21 protein-coding genes and 1 tRNA gene are annotated in these 18,162 nt (G+C 58.2%); 12 read left to right on the top strand and 10 right to left on the bottom strand.

Translation table 11 applies throughout. The annotated features are described in order from the left end of the window. Position 1: 1 nt before the first annotated feature. A complete protein-coding gene (gene accB / locus AC6EI9_RS10170; RefSeq protein WP_498467660.1) occupies positions 2-487 on the top strand; it encodes an acetyl-CoA carboxylase biotin carboxyl carrier protein in 486 nt (161 codons plus the stop codon). On the opposite strand, the gene pdxA is transcribed toward accB, so the two are convergent. Then, positions 474-1,508, bottom strand: coding sequence for a 4-hydroxythreonine-4-phosphate dehydrogenase PdxA (gene pdxA, locus AC6EI9_RS10165; RefSeq protein ID WP_498467659.1), 1,035 nt, complete (start codon positions 1,506-1,508; stop codon positions 474-476). The genes accB and pdxA overlap by 14 nt on opposite strands. On the opposite strand from pdxA, the gene AC6EI9_RS10160 reads away from it, so the two are divergent. Then, positions 1,495-1,698: a 4-hydroxythreonine-4-phosphate dehydrogenase gene (locus AC6EI9_RS10160; RefSeq protein ID WP_498467658.1), complete on the top strand. Its 204-nt coding sequence runs from the start codon at positions 1,495-1,497 to the stop codon at positions 1,696-1,698. The two genes, pdxA and AC6EI9_RS10160, sit on opposite strands and share 14 nt — an antisense overlap. Here the strand turns inward: AC6EI9_RS10160 and AC6EI9_RS10155 are convergent. Continuing rightward, positions 1,664-2,590, bottom strand: a complete 927-nt coding sequence (locus tag AC6EI9_RS10155) for an SDR family oxidoreductase (RefSeq protein WP_498467657.1) — start codon at positions 2,588-2,590, stop codon at positions 1,664-1,666. The genes AC6EI9_RS10160 and AC6EI9_RS10155 overlap by 35 nt on opposite strands. 30 nt (positions 2,591-2,620) lie before the next feature. On the opposite strand from AC6EI9_RS10155, the gene AC6EI9_RS10150 reads away from it, so the two are divergent. Then, a complete protein-coding gene (locus AC6EI9_RS10150; RefSeq protein ID WP_498467656.1) occupies positions 2,621-2,857 on the top strand; it encodes a serine protease inhibitor in 237 nt (78 codons plus the stop codon). Between the two features lie 23 nt (positions 2,858-2,880). On the opposite strand, the gene AC6EI9_RS10145 is transcribed toward AC6EI9_RS10150, so the two are convergent. Next, positions 2,881-3,312, bottom strand: coding sequence for an HNH endonuclease (locus tag AC6EI9_RS10145; RefSeq protein WP_498467655.1), 432 nt, complete (start codon positions 3,310-3,312; stop codon positions 2,881-2,883). 250 nt (positions 3,313-3,562) lie between these two features. Between AC6EI9_RS10145 and AC6EI9_RS10140 the strand changes: the two genes are divergently transcribed. Then, a complete protein-coding gene (locus AC6EI9_RS10140) occupies positions 3,563-5,071 on the top strand; it encodes a DEAD/DEAH box helicase (protein WP_498470017.1) in 1,509 nt (502 codons plus the stop codon). Here AC6EI9_RS10140 and AC6EI9_RS10135 read toward each other — a convergent pair. The 3 genes from AC6EI9_RS10135 to AC6EI9_RS10125 all read right to left on the bottom strand — a co-directional run bounded on the left by AC6EI9_RS10135 (position 5,026) and on the right by AC6EI9_RS10125 (position 6,452). Further along, positions 5,026-5,451, bottom strand: a complete 426-nt coding sequence (locus AC6EI9_RS10135) for a hypothetical protein (protein WP_498467654.1) — start codon at positions 5,449-5,451, stop codon at positions 5,026-5,028. The genes AC6EI9_RS10140 and AC6EI9_RS10135 overlap by 46 nt on opposite strands. A 5-nt stretch (positions 5,452-5,456) precedes the next feature. After that, complete coding sequence (locus AC6EI9_RS10130; protein WP_498467653.1) at positions 5,457-5,873, bottom strand: DUF6554 family protein; 417 nt, start codon at positions 5,871-5,873, stop codon at positions 5,457-5,459. A gap of 63 nt (positions 5,874-5,936) precedes the next feature. Next, on the bottom strand, positions 5,937-6,452 hold the full coding sequence (locus tag AC6EI9_RS10125) for an AbrB family transcriptional regulator (protein WP_498470015.1): 516 nt from the start codon (positions 6,450-6,452) through the stop codon (positions 5,937-5,939). Between the two features lie 118 nt (positions 6,453-6,570). Between AC6EI9_RS10125 and AC6EI9_RS10120 the strand changes: the two genes are divergently transcribed. Both AC6EI9_RS10120 and AC6EI9_RS10115 read left to right on the top strand, forming a co-directional pair. Further along, complete coding sequence (locus AC6EI9_RS10120) at positions 6,571-6,888, top strand: chemotaxis protein (RefSeq protein ID WP_498467652.1); 318 nt, start codon at positions 6,571-6,573, stop codon at positions 6,886-6,888. Positions 6,889-6,926: 38 nt separating this feature from the next. Further along, a complete protein-coding gene (locus AC6EI9_RS10115; protein ID WP_498467651.1) occupies positions 6,927-7,172 on the top strand; it encodes a DUF8683 family protein in 246 nt (81 codons plus the stop codon). 416 nt (positions 7,173-7,588) lie between these two features. On the opposite strand, the gene AC6EI9_RS10110 is transcribed toward AC6EI9_RS10115, so the two are convergent. Together AC6EI9_RS10110 and AC6EI9_RS10105 are read right to left on the bottom strand one after the other, a co-directional pair. Then, positions 7,589-7,660 (bottom strand) — tRNA-Gly (locus tag AC6EI9_RS10110). A gap of 52 nt (positions 7,661-7,712) precedes the next feature. After that, positions 7,713-8,864, bottom strand: a complete 1,152-nt coding sequence (locus tag AC6EI9_RS10105; protein ID WP_498470014.1) for a pyridoxal-phosphate-dependent aminotransferase family protein — start codon at positions 8,862-8,864, stop codon at positions 7,713-7,715. 53 nt (positions 8,865-8,917) lie between these two features. Here AC6EI9_RS10105 and cbiD point away from each other — a divergent pair, with 53 nt between their 5' ends. The 6 genes from cbiD to mrdA all read left to right on the top strand — a co-directional run bounded on the left by cbiD (position 8,918) and on the right by mrdA (position 15,770). Continuing rightward, on the top strand, positions 8,918-10,090 hold the full coding sequence (gene cbiD, locus AC6EI9_RS10100) for a cobalt-precorrin-5B (C(1))-methyltransferase CbiD (RefSeq protein WP_498470012.1): 1,173 nt from the start codon (positions 8,918-8,920) through the stop codon (positions 10,088-10,090). Positions 10,091-10,141: 51 nt separating this feature from the next. Next, the gene (guaA, locus tag AC6EI9_RS10095; RefSeq protein ID WP_498467650.1) at positions 10,142-11,728 is read left to right on the top strand and encodes a glutamine-hydrolyzing GMP synthase; all 1,587 of its coding nucleotides are present in this window, start codon (positions 10,142-10,144) and stop codon (positions 11,726-11,728) included. Positions 11,729-11,982: 254 nt separating this feature from the next. Next, complete coding sequence (locus AC6EI9_RS10090) at positions 11,983-12,780, top strand: histidine phosphatase family protein (RefSeq protein ID WP_498467649.1); 798 nt, start codon at positions 11,983-11,985, stop codon at positions 12,778-12,780. Positions 12,781-12,948: 168 nt separating this feature from the next. Further along, complete coding sequence (locus AC6EI9_RS10085) at positions 12,949-13,560, top strand: DUF8672 family protein (protein WP_498470011.1); 612 nt, start codon at positions 12,949-12,951, stop codon at positions 13,558-13,560. Between the two features lie 18 nt (positions 13,561-13,578). After that, positions 13,579-13,959, top strand: coding sequence for a hypothetical protein (locus AC6EI9_RS10080; RefSeq protein WP_498467648.1), 381 nt, complete (start codon positions 13,579-13,581; stop codon positions 13,957-13,959). Between the two features lie 5 nt (positions 13,960-13,964). After that, a complete protein-coding gene (gene mrdA / locus AC6EI9_RS10075; protein ID WP_498467647.1) occupies positions 13,965-15,770 on the top strand; it encodes a penicillin-binding protein 2 in 1,806 nt (601 codons plus the stop codon). Position 15,771: 1 nt separating this feature from the next. Here the strand turns inward: mrdA and AC6EI9_RS10070 are convergent, their stop codons facing one another. Both AC6EI9_RS10070 and AC6EI9_RS10065 read right to left on the bottom strand, forming a co-directional pair. After that, the gene (locus AC6EI9_RS10070; RefSeq protein ID WP_498467646.1) at positions 15,772-16,920 is read right to left on the bottom strand and encodes a glycosyltransferase family 4 protein; all 1,149 of its coding nucleotides are present in this window, start codon (positions 16,918-16,920) and stop codon (positions 15,772-15,774) included. Positions 16,921-16,933: 13 nt separating this feature from the next. Then, positions 16,934-18,130 (bottom strand): NAD-dependent epimerase/dehydratase family protein, encoded by a 1,197-nt coding sequence (locus AC6EI9_RS10065; RefSeq protein WP_498467645.1) that lies wholly within the window; start codon positions 18,128-18,130, stop codon positions 16,934-16,936. Between the last annotated feature and the right edge of the window lie 32 nt (positions 18,131-18,162).

Genomic DNA, 18,162 nt, shown 5'->3' with positions numbered 1-18,162 from the left:
GATGCAACTCGATCACGATCAACTGCACAAGCTTTTGGACGCCCTCTGTGAGAGCGATATCCAGGAGTTCCGCCTTGAAGGCGACGACTTCCGCCTGGAAGTCCGTCGCAACCTGCCGGTGACAGCCGTGGCTCCCCCTGTGGTCCCTGTAGCTCAGGCTTCAGCACCGGTCCAAGTTGTTGATGTTCCTGCTCAGGGGGAATCGGCTCCAGCGGCTCCACCTGCGGCGGCGGGTTCCCGTTCTGATCTGGTCGATGTCACGGCACCCATGGTCGGCACCTTCTACACCGCTCCTGCCCCAGGTGAAGCCCCCTTCGTGGAGATCGGCAATCGGATCAATGCCGGTCAGACAATCTGCATTCTTGAAGCCATGAAGCTCATGAACGAGCTCGAGGCGGAGGTCGCGGGCGAAGTGGTTGAAATCCTTGTGGATAACGGCACCCCTGTGGAATTCGGTCAGGTGCTGATGCGCGTCAAGCCCGGCTGAGTTCCCAGGCCGCCTGAATGGCGGCGAGCATGCTTGTTCCTCTTGCCACGCCTTGACCGGCGATGTCGAATCCGGTGCCGTGGTCGGGGGAGGTTCGCAGAAAAGACAAACCCAGGGTTGTGTTCACGGCCTGATCGAAGGCCAGCAACTTCACCGGAATCAGGCCCTGATCGTGATACAAAGCCAGGATTCCATCAGGTCCGACCTGACCGGCACTGTTGCTCCAGGCTTCAGCAGCACTCAACCAGCAGGTGTCTGGAGGGAGGGGGCCTCTCAGTTGCACGTCAGGATGCTCGTTCGCCCAGCGCTTTAGTAGCGGGTTCAGCCACTGCTGCTCTTCACCTCCCAGTTGTCCCTGCTCTCCGGCATGCGGGTTGAGGCCGGCCACAAGCAATTGAGGAGCGTGATTGAAGCGCAGGCAGAACCCTGCCAGTTCATCGAGCTTGCGTTCAACCAGATCCGCTGTGAGAACCTCTGAAACCTGTCCGAGTGGGATGTGTGTGGTGGCCAGCAAAGTGTTCAGCCTCCATCCGGTTGCCGGAGAGACAGCCGTGAACAGCATGGAGGCACTGTTACATCCATCCAGTTCCGCCAGACGTTCGGTCTGACCGGGATAGCGATGTCCGGCTTGATGCCAGGCATGTTTCGCGATCGGTGCGGTCACCAGTGCCCGTGCTTGTTGCTGTTTGACCAGCTCCACAGCTCTGCTCAGCCATCGGAAACCGGCTTCTCCACTTGTTGCTCCTGCGTCGCCAGGCTCGAGAGGCCCTCCGGGTACGGGTAAATCTTCAATGCTCAATGCATCTGGATCTGCAATGGGATCCTGCGAGCACAGTCTGAGCTGGTCAGCGGTCTTCTGCAGGCTGGCCCTGCAGCCGACCAGCAGAGGGATCGGCATGTCCGCTGGCCGCCTGGGATCAGCCAGGGCTTTCAGCGTGACTTCCATGCCGATCCCAGCAGGATCACCGAGTGCGATCACAAGGCGCTGCTTAGCGTCATGGCATTCGATGGATGAGGTCATGCTGCGTTGGCTGGTGATCGGCCTGTTGCTCTACGGCCTGGGAACGGCGCTTCGGGAGGGATGGCTGGAAGTTCAGTGGAGTCGATTTCTGCATGATGCAGGTCTGACCTTCATCGATCCTGATCAGCCCTTGAAGCTGGATCAGGTTCCTCTGCTCAGTCCGAAGCGCTCCGACTCGGATTCCCCATGAGTCTTTCCGCTTCCAGGCAGTGGGCAAGCCCGCTGCGGAAGTTGGGATAAACCATGTTGTAGCCAAGTGTCTTGCAGAGAAGATCGTTGCTCACTCTGCGGTTTTCAGCCCAGAAGCTTCGGGCCATGGCGCTCATGTCAGCTTCAGCATCCGTGTAATTGCGAGTCTCCGGCAGGTCGCAGTTCAAAAGGTCTGCGGCATGGCGCTGCATCACATGACTTGGAGCGGGCTCATGATCACAGAGGTTCACAACGGGAGGGTGCTGTCCTGCGGCAGAGCAGTGCATCAAGTGCAGGCAGGCCGCGGCGATGTCATCGACGTGCACCCGGCAGAACACCTGGCCCGGTTTGTGGACAGGTTTCAGGGTGCCGGCCTTCACCGCCCCAAGGGGTGAGCGACCCGGTCCGTAGATCCCCGGTAACCGCAGAATCTGCACCGGCAGACCGCTGTTCAGCCACTCCTGTTCACAGCTCAGACGCCTGCGACTGCGATCCTGACCCGGTTGCGGTGCATCCGCCTCGCTCACCCAGGCCCCTTCTGTGTCGCCGTAGACGCCTGTGGTGGACAGATAGCCAGCCCAGCGAAGGGGCAGTTGCCTGAGCTGAGGCCCCAGTGTCTGCAACACAGGGTCGCTCTGATCCTGTCCTGGGGGGATGGTGCTCAGCAGATGGGTCACACCATCCAGCTCGGCGTCCGTTGGCAGCACGTTTTGGGCCGTGTCAAACCGTAGATCTCTGCTCTCGGGATCGGGGTTTCTGCGGGTCGTGAGCACTCTGATGTTCAGGGCTTCGGCCAGTGCAGCCAGCCGACGTCCACTGAAGCCGGCTCCAAGGATGCACAACGTGGAACCAGCGGGCAGTGATCGGCAACGGTTGACAAGTGATTCGGTCATGAGTACAAACGTATTAGTGACAATGCGGCCGTGACCAGTTCCTGTCTTCCCCTGATGTCGTCTCAGGTCTCCATGCTGCCTCGAAGTGCCGGCAATCGCAGCATGGCCATGCCAACTGGCGAGAGCACTGCTCTGCGTCGCTTGGCGGCAACCGTCTTCGCCTCCGTGTTGGTGAGTGCGGCCTTTGTGCTGGCACCCGAGCAGCCTGAACAGCAGGCCTCAATCTGTCAGCAGCATCATTCAGCTGAGGCTTGCAGAGTCTGGTGATTCAGGCATCCGCTCGAGTCGATTCAGGCAGCCTCGAGGCCCCAGTCCTGACGCCTCTGAGTGTTGAGTGATGCATCAGGTGCCATTGATGCATTGGTGATTTGATTCAGCTCAGGTTGAGCCCACTGCAGAAGTCTCAGGGCAAGACGCAAATCGCCATCCATCCAGGCACGAATCGCCATGGCTCGTCGCGGATCGTAGAAGCGCTGACGTCGATACCAATGAAAAACATCGGAATCAGATTTATGCCCATTGCAAGAGAGGCAGGCTGGAACGCAGTTTTCAGTAATGCTTAAACCACCCTTGGCTCTTGGAAGAATATGGTCGATGGATTCAGATTGTTTTCCGCAGTAAATACAGCTCTTGCCGGTGTAAGTATGTAGCGATTGACGCCATCTTCGGACTCGCAGTTTGGGGCATAGATCTTCAAGGAAAACCGCGTCCCTGTTATGCATCCGAATGATTCGGTTGAAAGAATTCTGGCGCTTTCTCTGGGTTCGTCAATGTGTTCTTGGCTGCATTTTTGGCACTTTTTGAAGTGTGATCTTTGAGCCTCAAGCCTCTTGTGGTGATCACAAGAAGCAATACAATTGCATTTGCTGAATTGTCGCTACGGCATCATCAACGTCCTGCTGCAGCCTGGGGCTGACCCCTTCAGGACTGGTGAGGGTCACCTACCCCTTTGATGCCGTCACCCATGCGCAGATGGGCCGGATCAGGCCTCGCGGACTCTGGAAAGGCTCGCAGCATGGCTGGGAATTTCCACTGGCCGCAGCTGAGTGTCTGCTCGACCGTTTGGGTTCACGTTTTCAGGTTGACGACGAACTGGTGCGTTGGCTGGACTGGCACCGTCATCCACTGCCACCCCTTCCTCGTCACCGCGAGCTGATGGCCAGTGCCGACCTGGATCAGCCTTTAGCTGATGGCCGTGTACCGCTGCCTCATCAACGGTCGGGTGCTCGATGGCTGCTGGCACGCCGCGGAGCCTTGCTTGCTGATGAGATGGGTCTGGGAAAGACGCTGACGTCGCTGCTGGCGGCTCGCGCACTGATGCGTGCCGTGCCTCTGCGCTTGATGGTGATTGCTCCCGTGGGACTTCACCCGCACTGGCAGCGGGAAGTGAAGTCGCTCGATCTCGACTGCACCCTGCACAGCTGGGCCCGGTTGCCGGCCGACCTTCCTGAAGCCGGGACACTTCTGGTGGTTGATGAAGCGCATTACGCCCAGTCGCTTCAGGCTCAGCGGACCCAGGCCCTGTTGCGCCTGGCCCGCCATCCGCGCCTGCGGGCGGTGTGGATGCTCACGGGCACACCCATCCGCAATGGTCGACCGATTCAGTTCTTTCCGCTGCTGGCGGCCATGGATCATCCACTGGCTCGCGATCAGCGTTCCTTTGAGGAGATCTTTTGCCAAGGACACTGGACTGAACAGGGTGGTCGGCGATGCTGGCGTGCCGATGGTGCAAGTCGTCTGGAGGAACTGCGGCGCCTCACCCGACCCTTGGTTCTGCATCGACGCAAGCAGCAGGTGCTGGGTCTGCCCGCCAAGCAGCGCCGCTGCCATGGCATTGCACTGGCTGCCGATCAGGCACTCGGATTCGATCACCGCCTGCGTCTTGTGGTGGAGGACTATCGCCGACGTGTGCAGCTCGGTGAAGTGCGTTCGGATGCTGAATCACTGGCCGTGCTCACCTCCCTGCGCATGATTGCGGCCGAATTCAAGCTTCCTGCTGCTCAGGCGCTTGTGGAGCAGTTGCGTGCTGATGGTCAGGCGATCGTTCTGTTCAGCTCCTTCGTGTCACCGCTGCAGCTCCTGCAGGAGCGGTTGGGTGGTGAACTGTTAACCGGACGGCAAAAACCGGAACAGCGACAGGCTGCGGTCGATCATTTTCAGGCTGGTGGAACCGACCTGCTTTTGGCGACCTATGGCTGCGGAGGGTTGGGATTCACACTGCATCGGGCACGTCAGGTTGTGCTTCTGGAGCGGCCTTGGACTCCGGGCGATGTTGACCAGGCTGAGGATCGCTGCCACCGCATCGGCATGGACGGTGGGCTGACCAGCCATTGGCTTCAGCTTGGTTTGGCCGATCAACTGGTGGATGGCCTGGTGGCGAGCAAAGCAGACAAGATTGAGTTGCTGCTGGGCCCGCGTCGCATCAGCGTGGAGCGTCAGCCGTTGCCGGCCATGGTGGCCCGTTGTTTGCAGGATTGCTGACGGACCTCCAGCTCATGCTGGAGCAGAGGATCTCTGGATTGGTTCCGGCCGTTGAGCATGGAGATGGCCTGGATCACATCAGCGCAGGCCTCGTCGTCACGCCCCATCAGTGTCTGGATCAGTGACCTGTCGGTCAGCGGCACTGGATTGTCAGGGTGACTCGCCACAACCGCATCGCAATACTCCAGAGCCTGGTCCAGCCTCTCCAGGTTGATGTTTTCAAGGCAACTGGAAGCTTTCAGCTGGGGATCTGGTGATGCAGCTTGAGGGCTTTCGGCGTTCTTGCAGGCCTGAATCGTGAGCAGCAGAACACCGATCAGGAGAGCCGACTGCGGCCATCTGGACCGCCAATCGGCTTTCGCAGGCCTACGCAATGACAAGGGTTTCAGTAGCTGTATCGATCATCAGCATCCCAGTCCGTTGAAGCTTCACTGGTAGAACCACTGCTGGTGATTGTGCTCTCACTGGTTGTGCTTGAGGACTTCTTGGAGCTTTTGCCTCCAAACAGATCGCCAAGATACCGACCGCAATCCGGGTAGCTACCGGGTTCCTCCACCACGGTTTCGGTGATCATCACGGCCGCATGCTCCGGAGATGTCTTGAACACCCCACTGCTTTGCCGCTTGATCAAGGCATAGGAGGCTTCGAAGCTCACTGCGTGATCATTGCCGTTGCTGCGCATGTAGCAATAAACCTGAGCGCCTTTTTTGGAGTCGGTGCTGGCTGCCTCAACAGGTGCAGCTGCGAGCAGCATGCCCGCCAGAGGCAGCAGGACGGCAAGGCGGGTGCGGAGGCTGGCCATTGATGGACAGAGAAGGCGGTCTGCGTCAACGTATCGGCTCGTGTTTGGCTGTCCAGAGGGGAATCAGGAATTTCCCAGTCCGAGAGGGGTGAGCAGTTTCACCACCAGTGGCAGGACCAGAAGCACGGTGATCAGTCGCACGGCATGCAGCGCCGCAACAGCAGCGCCAACGCCGTAATCCTCGCCGACCAGGCTCATGCCGCTGATTCCACCAGGCGCTGCTCCCAGCAGGGTGATGAGTGGATCAACCCCAAGCAGACGACTGGTCCAGAGACCAATCACCAGGCCTGTCATCACCAACGTGAGAGTGATCAGCACCGCAGGCTTCCAGAGATGCTGCAGCTGCTCAAGAGATGTTCGTGTCAGTCCGGTGCCGATCACAGTCCCGATTCCGATCTGAAGAGCGGTGCGTGTACCCGCCGGCCATTCGGCCATCTCAAGACGTCCGCTCATGCTCACGATTGCCGCACCGATCAGTGCGCCCGCAAGCGGTGCTGCAGGAATCCCAGTTTTCATGGCGAGCAGTCCCATACCAGTTCCGGCCAGGGCATACACCAGCAGGGTCATCAGAGAAGGCATGGCACCCGCAGGCAGCAGATCTCTCAGTTTGAAGCCAGAGCGGGATGGCCCTGTTGCACTGCTCTTGAGAGTTGGCCACTCATGTGTTGTCATCAGGCCAGCACTCGCCTGTCTTCGGATGACTCAGTCCGTGTCCTTCCGCATCACTCGTACGGCGGAAGATGTCGCCCAGATGCTCAACGCTTTGTCGCAGCGTTTGGTGAAGCTTGAACAGCGGCTGGAGAGTCTGGAGCTGCAGGTGCGTCAGCAGCGCAGCGAGGCGGAAACCATGCCTGCTGAAGAACGGCAGCGCCTCGATGATGTGGACCAACTTCTGCTCGATTGCCAGGAGTTGCTCAACAGCACTGAGCTGAGTTCGGCTGCGGTTTCCGACTCGGCAGCAGTGTTGTCTCAGCCTTCGGCGAGTGAGTCTGAATACGAGGCTGAAGCTGCATAAAGCTGGTCACAGGTGGCAAAATGAAAAGAAAGCTGACCATGGCACCCACCACTTTCTCAACCTCCGGTCCTCGCAAGACCGGTATCAGCCGTTGTACTCACGCTCCAGGTTCACCCGGATTGTCATCTTCGAGCTGCAGCGGTTTCTTTGAGGGCGGTCATCAGCTTGAAAAGCTTGAATTTGCCCTAGCCGTAGCCATTACCCGAGGTGATCAATCAAGATCTGATCAGTTGCGTGCTCAGATCGCAGACCTGGGCGGCAATATCGAAGAACCAGGCACTTGAGTTGTGATTGCTCGCATCGCAATGAAACGGGATTGAGATGTGAAAAGCCTGAGTTCATATATTCGGCATCCTCGCGTTTTTGTGAATTGATATTTTCCGCGATCGTTTGATATTATTTGTGCAATTATTCCATTGTCGCTTTGACGGCGTTGTTGAAATCTGCTGTACCTCTTCAATCCGTAGAGCCTGACCGAGAGCAGCTGCTAACTCGTGCACGTCAGTGGTTTGATCAGGCGCGCGCTCAGGCAAGCGAAGGAAATACTGCTGGATCCGCCCAATTGATCTTGAAGGCTCTCAACCATGAACGCAGAGCTGGAAGCGTCGGCCCACAGGTTGTACAACTGATTAAGCCCAGGGCTTCAACATCCAGCTGGGGCAATCGAAGTTAAAAAGATTATTATTGATCAATGAATGAAAGCGGGTGACCGGATTTGAACCGGCGACGTTCAGCTTGGGAAGCTGACATTCTACCGCTGAATTACACCCGCATCCGAATATTCTAGCTCATGCTGGAAACTTCTTGACAGTAATATTCGCTTTTCACTGACTCAAAATTTCTGAAGCTGCACTCAATCCAGTGCCCATCGTGCCCTTGTGGAGGCCGAGTGATTGCAGAACTGATTCGATTGCTGCCACTGCCGTCAGCACGTCTCTGTCGCAAACAAATCCAAGGTGTCCGATCCGGAAGACTTTGCCCTTGAGATGATCCTGACCGCCGGCGAGCAGGATGTCGTAGCGGTCTTTGACAGCCTTGCGTAGTTGTTCGGCATCAACGCCATCGGGTGCCACAGCGGTGATCGCAGGACTGCCATACCCTTCCGCGGCAAACAGAGGCAAACCAATCGCCTTCATGGCTGCATGGGAGGCTGCCCGATGCCTGGAATGGCGAACAAAAATGGCCTCCAAGCCTTCGATTTGCATCATCTCCAGCGCTGCTTCCAGTGCGAAGTAGAGATTCACTGCCGGGGTGAAGGGGTTGCTGTTCTTGGCGGCTGTTTTCCGATAAGGGCCAAGGTCCAGGTAGAACTTCGGGAGATCGGAGTGTTCGTAGGCCTTCCAGGCTCGATCGCTCATGGCAACGAAGCTCAGGCCGGGGGGCATCATGTAGCCCTTTTGGGAGCCGGAGGCGACGACATCCAGGCCCCAGGCATCCATCGGCACGTCGGCAGCTCCAAGGCTTGTGACGCAGTCCGCAATGGTCAGAGCCGTGCCATGGGTTTTGACATGGCCGCTGATGGTTTCCAGGTCATTGATCACTCCGGTGGAGGTTTCGGAGTGGGTGAGGATCACTGCCTTGATTGATTTGGCCGTGTCAGCTTCCAGTGCGCTGCGAAATGTGTCCGGATTGAGCGGTTGACCCCACTCGGCTTTGATCACTTCCACATCCAGGCCGTAGGCCTGTGCCACTTTCACCCAGCGTTCGCCGAACTTGCCATTGTCACCACAGAGAACCTTGTCTCCGCGGCTGAGTGTGTTGATGATGCCCGCCTCCATGGCGGCAGTGCCGCTACCGGTGATGACGAGCACATCGCTGCTGGTTTGATGCAGCCAGCGCAGCTGTGCATTGGTGCGTTCCACCACGGCCTGGAACTCGCCGCTGCGATGGCCAATCGGGTGGCGGCCCATGGCCTTGAGCACTGTTTCGGGCACCGGGGTGGGTCCCGGGATCATCAGGGTGAGCTTGTCCTGCACGGGCTCGATGGGTGCCAATCGTTCATCCTAAAAAACGATCTGCGGGGTTCCCCATCGCCACAACATCTGCCGATGGAGGCTCCGGGCTGACCCTGCCTGTTTGGGTGGCGGCTGCGGCGCGCGCTGCGGCGCTTGTTCTGGGTGGATCCGCAGCGCCTTCGAGCATTGACCTCAGGATTCCTGCTGAACAGGGGCTGCGTCGTGTGGAGCTGCATGCGGCGTCACTGCTGGATGGCGGTCAGAAGGCACTGGCGATCAGCATCTGCGATCCCGGTGATGGATTGGATCTCACCCGCGGCCTGGAGATCTGGGTGCTTGTGAACCGAAGTTCCTCCAGGGAGGGATTGCAGATCCACGCTGGCGAGGGCGTTGGTCGGCTAGAGCAAGACGGTTCACTGTGTATCTCAGGTTTCGCCCGGGAGTTGCTTGAGCTCAATCTCAGCGATCTGTTGCCGGTTGTGGGCGGTCTGGAGGTTGAGGTGGTGTTGCCCCGCGGAAGGGAGTTGGCATTGCGTACCAGCAATTCGGCGTTCGGAGTGGTTGAGGGTCTCGCGTTGATTGGCACGCAGGCGGAGGTGCAGACCAGTGCTTCCCCTGATCAGCTGCAGTTGGCTCGTGAGCGGTTGCGTCAGCTCACGGATCAGAACGGTTTCGCAGGTCGGTTGACGCTTGTCATTGGTGAAAACGGTTTGGATCTGGCGCAGCAGCTGGGACTGTCCGATCAGCAGCCACTTTTGAAGTCAGGCAACTGGATCGGGCCCTTGTTGGTGGCTGCTGCTGAATCCGGAGTGCGGGAGCTGCTCGTGCTCGGATATCACGGAAAACTGATCAAATTGGCGGGAGGGATCTTTCATACCCACCACCACCTCGCTGATGCACGCCTGGAGGTGTTGGCTGCTCTGGCCGTGCAGCAGGGTCTCAGTCTGGAATCCATTCGCGCCCTGCTGCAAAGCGCCTCGATCGAACAGGCCTGGGGTTGGCTGCAAGCCCATGATCTCGAGCAGGCCATGGGTCTCTGGATGGCCGTGGCTGAGGCTGTTGAAGGGCGGAGTGAGGCTTATCTGAAGCGCTATGGCTGTACTGGCATGCGAGTCGGGGCAGCATTGTTCAACCGCGAGCGTCAGTTGCTTTGGGCTGGGCCTGAAGGACGACTGATGCTTCGGCATTGCGGCGTTCAACTCCATCCTGTGGCTGCTGATTCAGGTCAAGGCCCTTCTCTACGCTGATTCATTGGCGGCCGATTTCCGCGGCCTACCGTTCCACGGCTTACGTGCGAGATGTCCCAGGTTCCGATTGAAGGTCAGCGTCAGCCGGCCATCGTCATTCTTGATTTCGGCTCCCAGTACTCCGAACTGATTGCTCGCCGGGTCCGAGAGACCGAGGTTTTTTCTGTGGTGCTGGGCTACAGCACATCCGTTGAAGAGCTGCGTCAACTCGCGCCTAAGGGGATCATCCTCAGCGGCGGCCCGAGTTCTGTGTATGCCGAAGGTGCTCCTCTCTGTGATCCACAGATCTGGTCGATGGGGATTCCGGTGCTCGGCGTCTGTTACGGCATGCAGCTGATGGTGCAGCAGTTGGGCGGACGTGTGGTGGCAGCCACCGGTAAGGCGGAGTACGGCAAAGCACCGCTCGAGGTGGACGATCCCACGGACTTGCTCACCAATGTGGATCACGGCTCCACGATGTGGATGAGTCATGGGGATTCGGTGGAAGCACTGCCGGAGGGCTTCGTGCGTCTTGCCCATACGGCCAATACTCCCGAGGCGGCCGTCGCTCACCACCAGCGTCAGTTGTATGGGGTGCAGTTTCATCCCGAGGTGGTGCATTCCACCTGCGGCATGGCGATGATCCGAAATTTTGTTTATCACATCTGCGGCTGCGAGCCTGACTGGACGACAGCAACGTTCATTGAGGAAGCTGTCAAGCAGATTCGCAATCAGGTGGGCGAGAAGAGGGTGCTGCTCGCTCTCTCAGGTGGCGTGGATTCCTCAACCCTGGCCTTTTTGCTCAAGAAGGCCATTGGTGATCAACTCACCTGCATGTTCATTGACCAGGGCTTCATGCGGAAGGGTGAGCCTGAATTCCTGATGGACTTCTTCGATCGCAAGTTCAACATTCACGTTGAGTACATCAAGGCCCGGCAACGATTCCTGACCAAGCTCAAGGACGTCACGGATCCTGAGCAGAAGCGCAAGATCATCGGCACCGAATTCATTCGTGTGTTTGAAGAGGAGAGTCGTCGTCTCGGTCCTTTTGATTACCTGGCTCAGGGCACGCTGTATCCCGATGTGATCGAGAGTGCCGGAACCAATGTGGATCCCAAGACCGGTGAGCGTGTGGCCGTGAAAATCAAGAGCCACCACAACGTGGGTGGTCTGCCCAAGGATCTTCAGTTCAAGTTGGTGGAACCGCTGCGCAAGCTGTTCAAAGACGAAGTGCGCAAGGTCGGTCGCTCGCTAGGCCTTCCTGAGGAGATCGTGCGTCGTCACCCCTTCCCTGGTCCGGGTCTGGCCATTCGCATTCTTGGTGAAGTCACAGCGGAGAAGCTCGACTGTTTGCGTGATGCTGACCTGATCGTGCGTGAGGAAGTGAAGGAGGCCGGCCTGTATCACGACATCTGGCAGGCCTTCGCTGTGTTGTTGCCTGTGCGATCGGTGGGAGTCATGGGTGACAAGCGCACCTATGCCTGGCCGATTGTGCTCCGATGCGTGTCCAGTGAGGACGGCATGACCGCTGACTGGTCGCGCTTGCCTTATGACCTGATGGAGACCATTTCCAATCGCATTGTCAATGAAGTGAAAGGTGTGAACCGTGTGGTTCTGGACATCACCAGCAAGCCCCCCGGCACGATTGAGTGGGAATAGTGCATCGATTCCAGAGAATCGCTGACTGAATGCCTGCCTCTTGCAGTTGCTGGGTCTGGAGTGATCTCTGCATTTTTACTTTATTCATCATGAGATAGACACTTTTGCGACTGTGGTCTTTTGAAATAGGGTGAATCTTGTTTGGGCGACGCCAGCATTTGTAAGCTAAATCCGTGCCAAATGTGTCAAGTTCGTATTGATAGAGGCTTGTTGACCCATTCTGATTTTGCAGTCGTTGATGTAAGTTTTTTTACTTGTCCTGTTGCGGCTTGATGTCTACGTTCAAGATGATATTGCTTGTTGCAATGAATTACTTAAAGAACATTCGCTGTGTTTCCGTTTCTGCTGCTGTGGTTGCAGGAGGTCTTCTGGCAACGTCAATCGCGACGGATACGCATTCGGCAAAAGCGGCTGTTGAGGATTACGAAATCAACGCAGCGACGATCTCTGGAGACCAGCAAAACACCGATTTCATTAATCGTGTTGGCGCAAAGCAGCTTGCCAATGATCTTCGCCGAGGCGGCTATGTGATCTATTTGCGTCATGCAAGAACCAACAAGGATTGGGGCGATCAGGTCAGTCCAAATCTGAATCTCGCTGAATGCAGCACGCAGCGTCGATTGAGTCCGGATGGCAAAAAAGAGGCAGTGCAGATTGGTAAAGGCATTAAGGCCGCAAGAATTCCTGTTGGTGATGTGATTTCCAGCGACTATTGCCGTGCCTACAACACTGCACAACTGGCATTTGGTAAATACACAAAAAATTCAAATCTGAATTTCCTGCCTTGTGTTGATTGCACGCCTCAGGATTACAAGGAATATGCCAACAGAGTGTCTCCACTTCTGTCGGCAATGCCGGCTTCAGGTACCAATACATTCCTCGTTGGTCATGATGATCCTTTCCAGGGAGTCACCATGGGAGTGATGCCGCCCGATGGCATTTATCCCGACCCAATGGGTGTGTCCTATGTGGTGAAGCCGCTGGGAAATGGTCAGTTTGAACTGGTGGCCAAACTTCTTCCCACACAGTGGAGAGCATTGGCTCAATTCTGATTCAGATCGATCGTTGATCTGATCCCGTTTTGCGTTGGTTCTTCGCAAGGAACCAACGCTTTTTGATGCCGTTCAATGTCGGGCGGGGATGAGAGTGTCAATGAGTGCCTTCAGGGGGCTGGTAGGCCGCTGCCAGCACCGATAACCTTGGCCCCCGGCTTCAAGGATGTGACCGCTGCCCAACAGCAGGACCAGCAACTGCAGCGACGTCTCCAGCAGGACAGCATCCAGCTTGCTGGCAAGACCATCTACATCAATCCGTTTCTCTACTGGCGACGCTTCGACAGCAACACGGATCGCTGGCTGCGAGAGCCTGGACAGCTGAATGAGGATCAGATTCAGCAGAACCGCGGTCGTTTTTATCCGGAGCTGGAGTGGGCTCTGCTCGATCCCACTGATCAGGAGATCAAGGATGGCGCTGTGGAGATGTTCCTCAAAAGTCTGGAACTGATCGGGACGTTTCACCCTGAACTCACTTCAGGCCAGCTGCTTGAGGTCGAGCGCAAGATGGCGATCACCAAAAAGCGCTCCTTCGAACGCTGGGTGGAGAAGTCGTACCGAAGGCGGGTTCGACTTCAAACCCGGGAGAGGCGTCGGTTTGCCCGTGATCGTTTCTGGCGTGGCTGGTCTGAGTGGATTGCCCTCGAGACCACGCATCATGCTTTGGTCCCGATCGTGGCGCTTGTTGTGCTGTCCGGTGTGATCGGCTGGTCATTGGGATCCTCTCGTTCAGCCTGTCCGACACTTGTTCTCCCTTCGGAGCAGACTGGACTTCGTTGAATCATCAGGCCCGCCTCTATGGCCGACAGCCAACCACTCGATTCACTTCGCCTGGCGTTGATGCAGGAGGTTCTGCCGATGGGTCTGGCGTTTGTCGATCGCGTCCGCACCGATGGTCCTGCCAAGGCCGTGGAGTCTGTTGCCAGAGGGGATGATCCACTTGGCGATCTGCGTGAGCAGGGTGAAGCCGCGGCACGCGAAGTTCGCGAACGCTTGGATCTGATCAGCCCTGGGCTGGGAAATCCTGTGATGTCAGTCCAGGTGGAGGTGGATGAGCCTGAAGCGCCGCAAGACAGTCTGGAGTCGAATCACATTGACGCGTCGCAGTTGCACGACGTCCTGGCACGGATTGATGGGCGTCTGCAGCGGTTGGATGCGCTGATGGACAAGGTGAGTTGACTGGGATGGCGGGTTCGGGTGTCTCGCAACGGGATGGTCAGCGTCAGAGCGGTTTGCGCCAGCAGCCATTGGTGCTTCTGGGGCTCGTGCTGCTGGTGAGTGGGGCGATGGTTTCCCGCCTGGTTTGGCTCCAGGTGCTGGAAGGCTCCCGCTACCGCGAACTGGCTGATGAGAATCGCATTCGCCTTGTCCCTCGTTCACCGACACGAGGACGGCTGCTGGATCGCAAAGGTCGGGTGCTGGCCTCCAGCAAATTGACCTATTCCCTTTACGTCGAGCCTCGCTTGGTGGACGACGCCAGCTGGCCCGACCTGCGCGATCGTCTGGCCCGCTTGCTGAGTCTTGATGCGGCCGTGCTGGATCAGCGCCGTGGCAGCGGACTGGCACGGGACGGTTACCGCATCAATCTGGCTACTGATCTGAAGCCGGAACAGGTTCTGCGTTTCCGGGAGCAGTCGCAGGGGTTGAAGGGGGCCCAGGTGGATGTGGACATCCTGCGCTTCTATCCCCACGGAACCCTGGCGGCCCATGCCCTGGGCTACACCCAGCCCATCACGGAGCAGGAATACAAGACCCTCGCCGAAAAGGGATACAAAATCCGAGATCGCATCGGGCGCATCGGCGTGGAGGCTGCCTATGAAACCCATCTTCGCGGCGCCTGGGGTGGGCAGATGCTCGAGGTGAATGCCATGGGTGAGGTGCAACGTCATCTCGGCGATCGGCCTTCGGTTGCCGGCAAGGACCTCAAGCTCACGCTGGATCTGGATCTACAGAAGGCAGCAGAGCAGGCTTTGGATGACAAGCCCGGTGGTGCGATCGTCGCGATGGATCCCAGCAATGGCGCCCTTCTTGCTCTTGCCAGCAAGCCCACATTCGACCCGAATTTCTTCTCCAAGCTCGTCACGACCCAGAAGGAGTACGACGCACTGTTTTCCAATCCGAAGAAGCCATTGCTCAGTCGGTCCATGAATGCCTATGACCCCGGCAGCACCTGGAAGGCCGTGACGGCGATGGCCGGCATGGAGTCCGGCAAATTCCCTGCTGATACGCAACTTAACACCACCGCCTGCATCACTTACGGAGGTCATTGCTTCCCTGATCACAACGGTGCCGGATTCGGCCGCATCGGCTATGCCGATGCGTTGCGTTTTTCCAGCAACACCTTTTTCTACCAAGTGGGTGTCGGCTCAGGATCCCTTGCACTGAAAAAAGCGGCGGATGCCCTGGGTTTCCAACAGAAGACCGGCATCGAGATCGGTTGGGAGGAAAGTGTGGGCCTCGTGGGTGATGAAGACTGGGCGGCGGCCGGTCGTGGCTGGGCTGACCCAGGGACGACCCCCTGGATTCCGGAAGACATGGCCAGTGCCTCCATTGGGCAGTCGGTGGTGCAGATCACGCCCCTGCAGTTGGCCAGGGCCTATTCGGTGTTCGCCAATGGTGGCTGGCTGGTGACCCCCCATCTGGCTGATCAGGGGCTGGACTGGACTGACCCTGCCCGGCGCACAAAGGTCGACATCAAACCATCCACGCTCAACAAGATTCGCGAGGGTCTGCGCAAGGTGGTGTCTGATGGCACCGGTTACGGATTGAACGGTCCTGGGATTCCACCGGCCGGAGGCAAGACGGGTACTGCAGAAGACAGCACAGGTGGACCGGACCATGCCTGGTTCGCCACCTATGCCCCCTATCCGGAGGGAAAAATCGTGATCGTGGCCTTTGCCCAGAACACACCTGGCGGAGGATCAGTGCATGCACTGCCGATGGCCAAAAAGGTGATGGAGGTCTGGAACCGCACGCGCGGCAAGCAATGATTCAGGCGGCAGCGCTCAGTTGCTGCTTCTGGAGAACGTTGCGGTAGTAGCCGCGCAGTTGTTCAGTTGCGCCTGCCCAGCCCCAGCGTTCTGCTTCTTCTCTGGCGGCTCTGCGCAGGGACTGGCGTTCGATGTCATTGCCGAGCAGGCGACGCGTGGCTGTGATCAGGCTGGCAGCACCTCCGTCGTTGCCGTCAGGTTCATACAGACAGCCATTCACGCCGTCGGTGATGATGTCGGGAATGCCGCCGCGGTTGGCTCCAACCACAGGGCAACCGGCCGCCATGGCTTCCAGCAACACCAGTCCGAGGGTTTCCGTGCTGGAGGGGAAGAGGAAAGCATCACCGCTCGCATAGGCGCTTGCCAGCTCTTCACCGGCTAGGTAACCCACAAATGTGGTGGCCGTGCCTTCGAAATGTTTTTCCAGCTGCTGGCGGTGGGGTCCGTCGCCGACCAGCGCCAGACGAGCATCGGGCAGAGCTTCGAGCACAGGTTTGATCCGCTCGATCTGTTTCTCTGCCGAGAGCCGGCCCACGTAGAGCAGTAGTGCGCCGCGGTCGTCTTGATCGCCCATCAAGCGTTGACGCATTGCATTGCTGCGCAGCTCAGGGCTGAAAAGCTCGGTGTCCACCCCTCGCTGCCAGAGATCCGTGTGCTGGATGCCCTTGTCACTCAGCTCCTGAACCATGGCCGTGGAGGTGCACAGATTCAGAAGGGCCTGGTTATGGGCGGCTTTCAGCAGTTCCCAGAGCAATGGCTCGAGCATGCCCATGCCGTAGTGCTCGAGGTACTTGGGCAGGTGGGTGTGATAGCTGGCAACCAGCGGGATGGATTTGGTCTTGGCGAGCCAGATGCCTCCGAGTCCCAGCACCGCTGGGTTGACAACATGAATCAGGTCTGGCGCAAAGCTGTCGATCGCTTCGGAGACAGCTGGCCGCGGCAGAGCCAGCTTCAGCTCCGGGTAGAGCGGCAGAGGCATCGCTGGCACACCGATCAGGCGGGCGCCCATGTACTCCTCCGGACAGCCTTCCGGACAGAACACCATCACCTCATCGCCGGCGTCCACCAGATGCTTCACCGTTTTGGTGAGGCGGGTGACGATACCGTCGACCTTGGGCAGGAAGGTTTCGGTGAAGAAGGCGATTTTCAAGGGAGGGGCCTGATCAGGAGGCGGAGCCGATGGCTTGTGCCTGGGTTTTGGTCCAGGCAGAGGTGCAGAGGATGCGGTTGCGATCGCAGCGATCGGCGTAACGGGTGGCGATTTCCACCACTTCCTTCAACAGACCATCATCCAGTGTGGTGGGGTTGAGCCCCAGCTCAATGAAACAACGGTTGTCCACGATTAGGTCGTTTTCAACGGCTTCATTACGGGGGTTGGGCAGGTTGTTCACCTTGGCTCCAGTGAGGGCTGCAACCTTGTTGGCCAGTTCGCCCACCTGGTGGCTTTCGGTCATCTGGTTGAAGATCTTGACTCGTTCGCCTTGTTCTGGCGGGTTGTCCAGGGCCAGCTGAACGCAGCGCACGGAGTCGCGGATGTGAATGAACGCACGGGTCTGGCCTCCAGTGCCGTGCACGGTGAGTGGATAGCCGATGGCCGCCTGCATCAGGAAGCGATTGAGCACTGTTCCGTAGTCGCCGTCGTAATCAAAACGGTTGGTCAACCGAGGGTCGCGATCGGTCGCCTCTGTGTTCGTGCCCCAGACGATGCCTTGATGGAGGTCGGTGATGCGGACCTTGTCGTTCTTGTTGTAGTAGAGGAAGAGCAGCTGATCCAGCGTCTTGGTCATGTGATAGACGCTGCCCGGGCTCGCAGGGTGGAGGATTTCCTCCTCGAAGCGACTGCCATCGGGCTGGGGGACTTCAACTTTCAGGTAGCCCTCAGGAATGGTGGCACCTCTGTGGGAGCCGTATCCGTAGACGCCCATGGTGCCCAGGTGGACCACATGAATGTCTTGGCCGGATTCCACGATGGCGGCCAGCAGGTTGTGAGTGCCGTTGACGTTGTTGTCGACGGTGTAGCGCTTTGTCGCGCTGCTTTTCATCGAATAGGGAGCTGCGCGTTGTTCAGCGAAGTGCACAACCGCTTCAGGTTTCTCCTGGTTGAGCAGATCCACCAGGCGCTCGTACTCGTGGGCGATATCCATGTGCACGAAGCGCATGGGTTTGCCGCCGGTCTCGTCCCAGGCTTTGAGTCGATCACCGATGTTGGCAATCGGTGTGAGCGATTCAACCTCCAGGTCGATGTCGATCTTGCGGCGACTCAGGTTGTCCACGATCACAACATCGTGGTCCTGGTCCGCCAAATTCACGGCGCAGGGCCAGCCGCAGAAGCCGTCACCACCGAGAACGAGAACTTTCACCCCAAACTCCTGCTGAAGCGTGCGAGCCGCCA

Source organism: Synechococcus sp. MIT2312 (assembly GCF_059772315.1).
The sequence above is the reverse complement of the archived record's forward strand: the minus strand, read 5'-3'. Positions and strand labels throughout refer to the sequence as shown.

What these genes read in the sequence shown, in the direction of transcription:
- pdxA (WP_498467659.1), bottom strand. Translation starts at nt 1,508, where the DNA reads ATGACCTCATCCATCGAATGCCATGACGCTAAGCAGCGCCTTGTGATC.
- AC6EI9_RS10125 (WP_498470015.1), bottom strand. Translation starts at nt 6,452, where the DNA reads ATGCCTTCTCTGATGACCCTGCTGGTGTATGCCCTGGCCGGAACTGGT.
- AC6EI9_RS10155 (WP_498467657.1), bottom strand. Translation starts at nt 2,590, where the DNA reads ATGACCGAATCACTTGTCAACCGTTGCCGATCACTGCCCGCTGGTTCC.
- accB (WP_498467660.1), top strand. Translation starts at nt 2, where the DNA reads ATGCAACTCGATCACGATCAACTGCACAAGCTTTTGGACGCCCTCTGT.
- AC6EI9_RS10130 (WP_498467653.1), bottom strand. Translation starts at nt 5,873, where the DNA reads ATGGCCAGCCTCCGCACCCGCCTTGCCGTCCTGCTGCCTCTGGCGGGC.
- AC6EI9_RS10145 (WP_498467655.1), bottom strand. Translation starts at nt 3,312, where the DNA reads ATGCATAACAGGGACGCGGTTTTCCTTGAAGATCTATGCCCCAAACTG.
- AC6EI9_RS10120 (WP_498467652.1), top strand. Translation starts at nt 6,571, where the DNA reads ATGACTCAGTCCGTGTCCTTCCGCATCACTCGTACGGCGGAAGATGTC.
- AC6EI9_RS10115 (WP_498467651.1), top strand. Translation starts at nt 6,927, where the DNA reads ATGGCACCCACCACTTTCTCAACCTCCGGTCCTCGCAAGACCGGTATC.
- AC6EI9_RS10140 (WP_498470017.1), top strand. Translation starts at nt 3,563, where the DNA reads ATGGGCCGGATCAGGCCTCGCGGACTCTGGAAAGGCTCGCAGCATGGC.
- AC6EI9_RS10160 (WP_498467658.1), top strand. Translation starts at nt 1,495, where the DNA reads ATGGATGAGGTCATGCTGCGTTGGCTGGTGATCGGCCTGTTGCTCTAC.
- AC6EI9_RS10080 (WP_498467648.1), top strand. Translation starts at nt 13,579, where the DNA reads ATGGCCGACAGCCAACCACTCGATTCACTTCGCCTGGCGTTGATGCAG.
- guaA (WP_498467650.1), top strand. Translation starts at nt 10,142, where the DNA reads ATGTCCCAGGTTCCGATTGAAGGTCAGCGTCAGCCGGCCATCGTCATT.
- mrdA (WP_498467647.1), top strand. Translation starts at nt 13,965, where the DNA reads ATGGCGGGTTCGGGTGTCTCGCAACGGGATGGTCAGCGTCAGAGCGGT.